Origin of the sequence: Synechococcus sp. PH41509 (assembly GCF_020514285.1) — a bacterium.
GTDB lineage: Bacteria > Cyanobacteriota > Cyanobacteriia > PCC-6307 > Cyanobiaceae > Parasynechococcus.
The window spans coordinates 45,345-55,183 of record NZ_VTLD01000012.1 but is presented as its reverse complement, the minus strand read 5'-3'; the positions used below and the strand labels follow the sequence as shown (position 1 = coordinate 55,183).

The window sequence follows — 9,839 nt, the reverse complement described above, 5'->3', positions numbered from 1 at the left end:
GGGATCATCAGCACACCGAACCAACCGACATACAGACGGTTGTTGGTGGAGGTGACCCACTCACAGAAGGCCTGCCAGCTGGAAGCGCCGGAGCGCTGCTGGAGGGTGGTGGTCATGAGAACGGAAAGAAATGTTCCCGGAGGAACGGTTTAAGGAAGGGCAGGAAAGCCCTGCCTGATCCCGAGTGTAACGGAAGTTTGCGCTGTGTATCGCAAGCTTTATGAAGCTCTTGTGAAGAGGGCTTAAGCACCTTTGGGTGTCGCGCTTGTTAGCGTCCCGAAAGCTCCATGGCAGCTGACTTGGCACCACAGCAAGAACGGGTGTTACTGGTGCGGCTGCCCTGCAATCCGATCTTTCCGATCGGTCCGATCTATCTCGCCGACCATCTGCACAAGTGCTTTCCAGAGATGCCTCAGCGCATCCTGGATCTTGCGGCTCTACCGGTGCTTGACGTGCATCGCGTGCTTGACGCGACCGTTGACCAATTTCAGCCCACGCTTCTGGTGTTCTCTTGGAGAGACATCCAGATCTATGCCCCGGTCGACGGGCGAGGGGGCAACCCTCTCCAGAATTCGTTTGAAGTCTTTTATGCCCGCAACCCACTGAAGCGACTCCATGGCGCCTTGGGCGGGCTTCAGTTGATGCGCAGTCATTACGGCGAGCTGAGCAGAAACCAGCGTTTGGTGCGTCAGGGCTTGAAGCGCGCACGCCGTCACCAGCCAAGCGCGCGGGCCGTTCTTGGAGGTGGAGCGGTGAGTGTGTTCTATGAACAGCTCGGAAAGTCGCTTCCCAAGGGCACGATTGTGTCCGTCGGCGAAGGTGAGCCGCTTCTAGAAAAGTTGATACAGGGTCAGTCTCTCGAGCAAGAGCGCTGCTTCGTTGTTGGTGAACCGCCCCGGTCAGGCTTGATCCATGAGCAACCGGAGAGTCGTCCCAAGACAGCCTGTAATTACGACTACATCGCCTCGGTTTGGCCCCAGCTCGACTGGTATCTCGAAGGCGGTGACTTCTACGTCGGTGTTCAGACCAAGCGCGGCTGCCCTCATAACTGCTGCTACTGCGTGTACACAGTGGTGGAAGGCAAGCAGGTGCGCCTCAATCCTGTTGAAGAGGTGGTGAAAGAGATGCGCCAGCTCTACGACCGCGGGGTGCGTGGTTTCTGGTTCACCGATGCTCAGTTCATTCCCGCTCGGCGCTATATCGAAGACGCCAAGGAGCTCTTACGCGCGATCAAAGCCGAAGGTCTTACGGGAATTCGCTGGGCGGCCTACATCAGAGCCGACAATCTCGATCCAGAGCTTGCTCAGCTCATGGTGGAGACGGGCATGAGCTATTTCGAGATCGGAATAACGTCAGGCTCCCAGGAGCTCGTGCGAAAGATGCGTATGGGATACAACCTGCGGACGGTGTTGGAAAGTTGCCGCATGCTCGCGGATGCTGGCTTTCACGATCACGTTTCGGTCAACTACTCCTTCAACGTGATCGATGAGCGGCCGGAGACCATTCGACAGACCGTGACTTATCACCGGGAGCTTGAGGCGATTTTTGGTGCTGATCTCGTTGAGCCTGCGATCTTCTTCATCGGTTTGCAACCGCATACCCATCTCGAGCAGTACGGGTTCGATCAGGGCTTAATCAAGCCGGGGTATAACCCAATGAGCATGATGCCGTGGACAGCGCGCAAGCTTCTCTGGAACCCAGAGCCGATGGGAAGCACCTTCGGCCGGGTGTGTCTCGAGGCCTTTGATCGCAATCCTGCCGATTTCGGTCGCACGGTGATGTCGATTCTCGAAAGGGATTACGGAGTGGCTCCACTTCAGGAAGCGTTGCGTGCTCCTGTTGCAGGACATGCGGCGATGGCAACAGCTGTTCGTTGATTCCAGGACATAATTCTTGTGATTTCTTACGATAAAAAATGTATTTTTATTCACATTCCCAAGTGCGGTGGGACGTCGATTGAGGATGTGATTTGGCCGAAAGAGCGAGGTCGTGCTGAGAAAGATCTTTGGATGGGGTTTGTGAGCCGGTTTGAAAATAAATATCAGACTGGCGGCCTTCAGCATCTTTTGGCTTGGCAGGTTCGCGATGAGGTTGGGCGTGATGTTTTCGACGCCTACTACAAGTTTGCTTTTGTGAGGAACCCCTGGGATCGCATTGTTTCTCAATTTGCCTACATGCAGCAAAGGCCAGATTTGATGGATTATCTGGGGATGACTTCAGAGACTGAATTTAAGTCTTACCTTGAATTGATTCGTCTGAAGGAGCATGTTCAATGGACTCCTCAGGTTCGCTTTCTTCTTGATCTGGATGGATCAGTACTTGTGGACCGAATTGGTCGATTGGAGACCTTTAAAGAAGATTGTATGCAAATATTTGCTTCACTAGGGTTGAGTTCTGGCCAGTTACCAGGTCATGCCAAGCGATCCAAAAGACAATCATTGCATCATTATTATGCTGACCGCGAGTCTATCGACATGGTTGCCGACATCTTTGCTGAAGATATAGATCTTTTAGGCTATAAATTTGATAATCTGTCTTCGTGATGATTTCTCTCTATTCGCTTTCGGGGTGAGGTGAGCCCAGGTTGTCTTGAGTCCCCAGGCAAATCTTGGAGTTGTTCGGTTGGAGGCATCGCTTCGCGATGATTTTTTCGTTCTAAGGGCGTCTCTTAATCAGTCTTTGCCCTGATGTCTGGGGTTGCTGTTTGGATATTGTTTTTAGTTATAGGCTGAGTTTTTTGGGTGGTAAAATTGCATTCGCTCTGTGTGTTGAAGCAGGTAGACGGCGATTGCAGTCAGGCTAAGGATCGCAACAACTCCCCCTAAGGGATTTGCGTTAGACCCTCCTGGACCTACCAGCCACATCGGCGCACTTGGTGTAATTGTCAAGAGGTTCTGATGAACAAGAAACCAGGCCCCGACAAGTCCTCCATGCAGTCCGATGCTTCCCCAAAGAGAGCCATGATTGCGATACCGGAGCAGAGCCAAGACCAGTCCCAAAAGGAATAACCCTGTTAGTAAACCCAGCATCGGCAAAATGCCGAGGTTGAAACGTGTGTGAACCAGGCTGAACAGCGCTGCTTGCCCGAGCATGCCGCCCGTAGCGCCAATGATCAGCGTGAGCTCTTCCCAGAGCCAGCCCCGAAAGATCAGTTCTTCTGCCAAGCCGACGCCGAGGGTCAGTAACAGGCAATTGAGAACCGCATTGATAGTCAAATTCCCCTGCCATGTCCCACGTCCCGTGAAAACCAGCAAGCCCACAATCAACGTGATGAGTGCAACGGACATCAACAGGCCGATGCACAGTGAAGTCACGTGAGGAATGCGATTCCTTGGATTGCGACCCACCAGCCCTAGCCGTCGCCAAGGCTGATGTTCAGACCATCGCAGGGCAGCCCATCGGGGCATCACCAGCAGAAACAGCACAAAACTCAGAACGGTTCCTGTCAGCGAGACCTGATGTGCTGGCAGCCCAAGCAGCGTGAGAGGGACAGCTGTAATCCACCCCAATGCGTAGAGCAGCGGAATGAACAGAAGTGTGGGCAGCCAGACCGGCTGAAGCAGGAGAAACCTGTCCAGCAGTTGCTTCATCTCACTAACTCTCGGGCTCGATGGAGCTTGTCAGCCCTTTGCCCTTCAGTGTTTCGCAATAGAACTCAGCTGGCTCGATGTCACACACGATCACCAAGCCAACACCTGTGTTGTGGGCTTCCAGCATCACGGCCATGCAGTCCTGCTCGCTGAGTTGGGGCACAACCTGTTGAAGGGTGGACACCACATATTCCATGGAGTTCACCGGGTCGTTGTGCAGAAGCACCTTGTAGCGAGGTGAGCGCTTGCGAACCCGTTCCGGAGCTTTGTCCAGAACAGCCGCACCTCCTGGGTTTTGGCTGGGAGCATCCACGGCCATGACCATTGATCCGAGATTTTTGAAATCTAAGGGGAATGCGAAGGAGGGGCGGCTCATAGAGCCTTGATGCGGGCCATGGCCTCCTCCACATTGGCGCGACTGTTGAAAGCTGACAGGCGGAAATACCCCTCTCCGGCGGCGCCGAAACCGCTTCCGGGTGTGCCGACCACATTGGCTTTGTTGAGGAGATGGTCGAAGAATCCCCAGGAGTCCATGCCTTCAGGGGTCTTGATCCAGACATAGGGAGCGTGTTCGCCGCCATAAACAGTGAGGCCTGCCTCACTGAGTTCGCGGCGAATGATCGCGGCGTTCTCCATGTAGAAGCTCACGAGGGCCTTCACCTCGGCCTGACCGGCTTCGGAGTAAACAGCTTCAGCTCCGCGCTGAATGATGTAGCTCACACCGTTGAATTTGGTGCTCTGGCGCCGGTTCCATAGCCCCCAGAGTTCAACGTCCTCACCGCTGGCTGCCTTGCCTTTCAGCCCTTTCGGCACCACGGTGAAAGCACAGCGCGTGCCAGTGAAGCCAGCGTTTTTGGAGAAGGAGCGGAATTCGATGGCGCAGTCCCGGGCGCCGTCGATCTCAAAAATGGAGTGGGGGAGGGCTGGGTCCTGGATGAAGGCCTCATAGGCTGCATCGAACAGGATTAGGGCGCCATTGGAACGGGCGTAGTCCACCCAGGCTTCGAGTTGCTCCCGGGTGGCGACTGCACCAGTGGGGTTGTTGGGGAAGCAGAGATAAATCAGATCGACAGGTTCACTGGGAATCTGTGCTGCAAAGCCGTTATCCGCACTGATCGGGAGGTAGCTCAGGCCCGCATAGCGACCGATCTCACCGGCTTCACCGGTGCGGCCGGCCATCACGTTGCTGTCGACATACACCGGGTAGACGGGGTCGGTGACAGCCACCTTGTTGCCCTCGCCAAGGATGTCGAGGATGTTGCTGCTGTCGCATTTGGAGCCGTCGGAGACAAAAATCTCATCGGCACTGATGTCGCAGCCTCGGGATTGGAAGTCGTTTTTGGCGATGGCGTCCCGCAGCCAGCCGTAGCCCTGTTCGGGGCCGTAGCCGTGAAAGCCTTCGGCTGTGCCCATCGCATCGATGGCTGTCTTCATCGCCTCACGGCAGGCGAGTGGTAAGGGCTCCGTGACATCACCGATGCCCAGGCGAATCAGCGCTGCATCGGGGTGGTCGGTGCTGAACGCCTTCACGCGCCGACCGATCTCAGGGAACAGGTAGCCCGCCTTGAGCTTGAGGTAATTGCCGTTGACCTGAACCACGGAACCGGAAGCTATGTCTGCGGGGCATCTTGCCGTGTCGACAGCTCCATACGATGACTTCAGGAGTAAGGACATCCGACGTGGTCGTCTCAACCCCGGATCACCCGGTTGATTTTCATGCCCTGGTGGACAGCGGCATCAACAAACCTGCCCGCTACATGGGGCATGAGTTAGGGGTCGAACCAAGGGATTGGCAAGCCGCATCGGTGCGCTGGGCGCTCACTTACCCCGAGATTTACGAGGTCGGCTCCAGCAATCTCGGCCACATCATCCTCTATTCGATCCTCAATGCCGTGCCTGGACAATTGTGCGATCGCGCTTATCTCCCGGCCGCCGATCTGGCCGGCCGCTTGCGGGAGCGGAGTCAGGCGCTGTTTGCGGTGGAAAGCCGTCGGCCCTTGCCCGCCTTCGACATTCTGGGCTTCAGCCTGAGTTACGAACTCGGCGCCACCAACATCCTCGAGATGCTGGACCTTGCCCAGGTGCCGATTCGAGCCGCCGATCGCGGCGACTTGCCGCTGAGTGATTCTGCAGCTCCTCCGCTGATCTTCGCGGGCGGTCCAACAGCCACCAGCAATCCAGAGCCCTACGCCCCTTTCTTCGATTTCGTTGCACTGGGGGACGGGGAGGAACTGCTGCCCGAGATCGGTCTAGTGGTGGCTCAGGCCAAAGCCGATGGATTGACCCGATCGCAACTGCTCCGTGATCTGGCCCAGGTTCCCGGCGTTTATGTGCCCTCTCTCTACGAGCTGGGCGCGGACGGAGTCACTCTTCAGCCGCTCCATCCTGATGTTCCGGAGAGGGTTCTCCGGCGTGTGGCGACGCCGATGCCCCACTACGCCATGGGCCTTGTCCCCCATGTGGAAACGGTGCATGACCGTCTCACGGTGGAGATTCGACGCGGTTGCACCAGGGGATGTCGCTTTTGTCAGCCAGGGATGCTGACGCGTCCAGCCCGGGATGTGGAACCCGAGGCGGTGATCGAAGCTGTTGAAACCGGGATGAAACAAACCGGCTACAGCGATTTCTCGTTGTTGTCCCTTAGTTGCAGCGACTACCTAGCGCTGCCGGCGGTAGGGGTTGAGTTGCGGAACCGCCTCGCGGATCAGAACGTCACGCTTCAGCTGCCCAGTCAGCGGGTGGATCGCTTTGATGAAGACATCGCGCACATTTTGGGCGGTACGCGAAAAGCGGGCCTGACCTTCGCTCCTGAGGCCGGTACGCAGCGACTCCGCGACATCGTCAATAAGGGCCTGACCGATGACGACCTGCTGCATGGCATCCGCACCGCCATGCAGAACGGCTACCGCAAGGTGAAGCTGTATTTCATGATCGGCCTTCCTGGGGAGACGGATGCCGATGTCCTCGGCATTGCAGAGACCTGCGTGATGCTGCAGCAGCGCTGTCGTGACCTGGGTCGGCTGAACCTGAATATCACGATCAGCAATTTCACGCCCAAGCCCCACACGCCTTTTCAGTGGCACAGCGTCTCAACAGCTGAGTTTGAGCGGCGGCAGACCCTGCTCAGGGAAGCCTTCAGGCGTTTGCGCGGCGTGAAGGTGAACTTCACCGATGTGCGGCTGTCCGCCATGGAGGATTTTGTTGGTCGCAGTGATCGGCGCCTGGCACCGGTGATCGAGGCGGCCTGGAGGGCCGGTGCCGGAATGGATGCGTGGTTTGAGTCGCTGGATCGTGCCTATGCCGCCTGGACCGGAGCTATTGCGGACGCTGGTTTGGAAGGGCGTTATCGGGAGATGGAGGTCGGGGGCTGGAGTGCCGTGGCCGCGCTGGATCGGGAGGACCTAGAAGCCTTCTGTGCCCAGCCGCTCCCCTGGGACCACATCGATACAGGCATCGATAAGGCCTGGCTGACAGATGATCTGCAACGGGCTCTTGCCGCGGCGGTTGTGCCGGACTGCTCCTTTGACGGATGCAGCAGCTGTGGTGTGTGTGGCCCGGATTTGGGGCACAACGTGGTTGTCCCTGCTCCCGAGGTGCCGATCCAAGTGCCCACTCAGGCGCCTCCAAGCGAACGGGTGTGTCGCATCCGGGTGCGATTCGCCAAAACGGGATCGATGGCGCTGCTCAGTCATCTCGATCTGATGCGAATGCTGGAGAGAGCCCTGCGCCGCAGTGCTCTCCCGATCAGCTTCACCGGAGGGTTTCATCCCCTGCCTCGCGTTCAAATCGCTCTGGCCCTTCCCCTCGGCGCCGAGGCCCAGAGCGAGTGGATGGATCTGGAATTCACCGAGGTACAGGACCCAAATCACTTCTGCAGCACGCTCCAGCCCTTGTTGCCGGATGGGATTCAGCTGTTAGCGGCAGCCGAGGTTCCCGTCAGTGGGAAAAGCCTCTCTCAAGAACTGACGGGCGCTGTTTGGTGTTTTGATCTCGTTCAGGACGAGAAGACGCAGATCCCTGTGGACTGGAGTGCGGCTGTCGATCAACTGCTGCAGGCCAAGACCTTGGTATGGCATGACACTGATAAGAAGGGGCGCCCCAGAGAGCGAGATTGCCGCCCAGCTTTGAAAGCGCTTCAAGTGACGAATCAGAACTCCAGTGGGGCCGCTCGCCTTCGGTTGGAAGCAGCGGTGGATGACATGGGCCGAAGCTTGCGCCCTGCTCAGATTCAGCACTGGCTTGCCGAGACAGTCGGGCAGCCCTTGCAAGTGCAACGCTTGACCCGTGAAGCTCTGATCCTTAGTGCTCAGTGCTAGTTTGAATACAGAGCAAGTGTTTTGTCCGTCGGGACCACCCTTGTTCCGGTCTTGTCTGATCCCACACGGATATCGAGGTCCATATCACGGCTTGCGTGGCGGTCTATTTCGGAACCCCCAAGCTTGATTCATAGGAGTGCAAGCTCCGCATCCTTTTGGTCACATTGACCAGCTCAGATCTTTCCATCAACCCGTGAGTGCGGACCGGCAGGTTCCACAACGGATATGGCCCTGAATTGGGCTCAACCAGTCCTCCTATGCCCCAGCAAATTGTCATCGCGGAGCAGCTGCGCATCGCAGCAGTGCTAACCGATGAACGTGTTGACGAATTGATCGTCGCGCAGGGTCGTTATCAGATCGGAGATGTCTATCTCGGAACGGTTGAAAATGTTTTGCCCGGCATTGATGCCGCTTTCGTCAATATCGGTGAAAGTGAGAAAAATGGTTTCATCCACGTCACCGATCTCGGGCCGCTTCGTCTGAAGAAAGGTTCTGCTGGGATCACTGAACTTCTCGAGCCTCGTCAAAAGGTTCTGGTTCAGGTGATGAAAGAACCGACCGGTACCAAGGGCCCACGGCTGACTGGAAACCTTGCCCTGCCTGGGCGCTACCTGGTGCTCCAGCCCCATGGCCAGGGGGTGAACATTTCCCGACGCATCAGTTCCGATGCAGAGAGGAACAGACTCCGTGCCCTCGGTGTTCTGATCAAGCCGCCCGGGGCTGGCCTGCTGATTCGAACGGAAGCCGACGGCATCAGTGAAGATCTCCTAATTGAAGATCTTGAGTCGTTGTTGCGCCAGTGGGAGGCAATTCAGCAAGCAGCTGAGACAGCAGCCCCCCCTGTTCTTCTCAACCGCGACGAAGATTTCATCCACCGGATTCTGCGGGATCACATGGGGCCCGATTTGGCCCGGGTTGTGGTGGACGATGCCGCTGCCGTGGGCCGGGTCAGCAGCTTCCTTGGTGCTGATGCCAACAATATTCTTGTAGAAGCCCACGGTGAACCCAGCGAGTTGCTGGAGCACTACAAGGTCAATGCCGCCATCCGCGATGCGCTCAAGCCTCGGGTTGACCTGCCTTCCGGTGGATACGTGATCATCGAGCCCACCGAAGCGCTCACGGTGATTGACGTGAACTCCGGATCGTTCACGCGCTCGGCCAATGCTCGAGAAACCGTTCTGTGGACCAACTGCGAGGCTGCGATTGAGATCGCTCGTCAGCTCAAGCTTCGCAACATCGGCGGGGTGATCATTATCGATTTCATCGATATGGATTCCCGTCGTGATCAGCTCCAGTTGCTGGAGCATTTCACGACAGCCGTTCGTGACGATTCAGCTCGACCACAAATCGCACAGCTCAGTGAACTTGGCCTGGTGGAGCTGACACGCAAGCGTCAAGGACAGAACATTTACGAACTCTTCGGACGGGCCTGCCCCAGCTGTGGGGGCCTGGGCCACGTGGCTGTGCTCCCAGGCAAAGATCTTCTTCAGCCCCTGGCGGCCGCCACGGGATTGGTTCGTTCCGCTGCTTCTGCCCGCGCTGAAGTGGTTTCTCCTGGAGAGAACGGCGGGAATGGCCGGAGGCGGCGTGGTGGCCGAGGGCGCGGTACTCAGGATGCTGTCCTTCCGGTCGATACCTCCGATACGACTGCTCAGGAGGTGTCGACCCAAGAGGCGCATGAGCCTGCGATCGCCCGTCGTCAGGACCCTGAATTGGTTGCCGTCCCCATGACCGACGAACAGCAGCAGTTGTTTGGCTGGCTTGGTTTGAATCCTGTCCTGTTGCTGGAAGAGCCTCCTGAATCCGACAATGTTGTTGTGAGGGTTGTCAGCCCTGGCGAGGATGAGCAGGAGGTGCTGGAGGCTGCTCGGCAGCAACTGGCGGCAACTGCAGGACGGCGTCGTCGTCGCGGCGGGCGTGGTGGCCGTTCAGG

The 9,839-nt window shown here is 57.4% G+C and carries 7 protein-coding genes and 1 pseudogene; 4 read left to right on the top strand and 4 right to left on the bottom strand.

Features of this window, described 5'->3' with window-relative positions:
• Nucleotides 1-116 (bottom strand): annotated as a pseudogene (locus tag FZZ88_RS05230) (photosystem II q(b) protein); the annotation flags it as partial.
• 171 nt (nucleotides 117-287) lie between these two features.
• Between FZZ88_RS05230 and FZZ88_RS05225 the strand changes: the two are divergent.
• Together FZZ88_RS05225 and FZZ88_RS05220 are read left to right on the top strand one after the other, a co-directional pair.
• On the top strand, nucleotides 288-1,877 hold the full coding sequence (locus FZZ88_RS05225; protein ID WP_166017502.1) for a photosystem II high light acclimation radical SAM protein: 1,590 nt from the start codon (nucleotides 288-290) through the stop codon (nucleotides 1,875-1,877).
• Nucleotides 1,878-1,895: 18 nt separating this feature from the next.
• The gene (locus tag FZZ88_RS05220) at nucleotides 1,896-2,543 is read left to right on the top strand and encodes a sulfotransferase family 2 domain-containing protein (protein ID WP_166017503.1); all 648 of its coding nucleotides are present in this window, start codon (nucleotides 1,896-1,898) and stop codon (nucleotides 2,541-2,543) included.
• 174 nt (nucleotides 2,544-2,717) lie between these two features.
• Here the strand turns inward: FZZ88_RS05220 and FZZ88_RS05215 are convergent, their stop codons facing one another.
• From FZZ88_RS05215 to FZZ88_RS05205, 3 genes are all read right to left on the bottom strand, one after another.
• A complete protein-coding gene (locus FZZ88_RS05215; RefSeq protein WP_230332837.1) occupies nucleotides 2,718-3,287 on the bottom strand; it encodes a CPBP family intramembrane glutamic endopeptidase in 570 nt (189 codons plus the stop codon).
• Nucleotides 3,288-3,594: 307 nt separating this feature from the next.
• Nucleotides 3,595-3,915, bottom strand: coding sequence for an ATP-dependent Clp protease adapter ClpS (clpS, locus tag FZZ88_RS05210; protein ID WP_115022714.1), 321 nt, complete (start codon nucleotides 3,913-3,915; stop codon nucleotides 3,595-3,597).
• A gap of 47 nt (nucleotides 3,916-3,962) precedes the next feature.
• The gene (locus FZZ88_RS05205) at nucleotides 3,963-5,189 is read right to left on the bottom strand and encodes an LL-diaminopimelate aminotransferase (RefSeq protein WP_166017505.1); all 1,227 of its coding nucleotides are present in this window, start codon (nucleotides 5,187-5,189) and stop codon (nucleotides 3,963-3,965) included.
• 53 nt (nucleotides 5,190-5,242) lie between these two features.
• On the opposite strand from FZZ88_RS05205, the gene FZZ88_RS05200 reads away from it, so the two are divergent.
• Entirely contained in the window at nucleotides 5,243-7,906 is a 2,664-nt protein-coding gene (locus FZZ88_RS05200) for a TIGR03960 family B12-binding radical SAM protein (RefSeq protein ID WP_166017506.1), read from the top strand.
• 257 nt (nucleotides 7,907-8,163) lie between these two features.
• The coding region (locus FZZ88_RS05195) for an Rne/Rng family ribonuclease (RefSeq protein ID WP_230332836.1) at nucleotides 8,164-9,839 on the top strand (1,676 nt) is incomplete at its 3' end.